General features: G+C 66.0%; 1 protein-coding gene. It reads left to right on the forward strand.

The genetic code is table 11. The features are described 5' to 3' along the window. Positions 1-465: serine/threonine-protein kinase (locus BST27_RS30830; RefSeq protein ID WP_139805525.1), on the forward strand; the 465-nt coding region annotated here is incomplete at both ends.

Raw genomic sequence — 465 nt, forward strand, 5'->3', positions numbered from 1 at the left:
CGGGCGATATCGGCTGATCTCGGTGATCGGTCAGGGTGCTATGGGCACCGTGTATCGGGCCCGGGATACCGAGATCGACCGCGATGTCGCGATCAAGGTGCTGCCGCCGCAGCTGGCCAATGAGCCAGGCTATGAGCAACGGTTCCGCCGCGAGGCCTACACCGCGGCGCGGCTAAGCGAGCCGCACATCATCCCGATCTATGACACCGGCGAGATTGATGGCCGGCTGTATCTGGTGATGCCGATCGTCGAGGGCACCGACGTCGGCGCCCTGCTGCACCGCGACGGCCCGATGCCTCCCCAGCGAGCGGTGCACATCATCGAGCAGTTGGCTGCTGCGTTGGATGCCGCGCACGCCGCGGGCCTGGTGCACCGTGACATCAAGCCGTCCAACACCCTGGTGACCCCGCGTGACTTCGTGTACCTGATCGACTTCGGCATCGTCCACGACGCCACGGCGACCAA

The organism is Mycobacterium intermedium (assembly GCF_002086275.1).
In the GTDB taxonomy this organism is placed as follows: Bacteria; Actinomycetota; Actinomycetes; order Mycobacteriales; family Mycobacteriaceae; genus Mycobacterium; species Mycobacterium intermedium.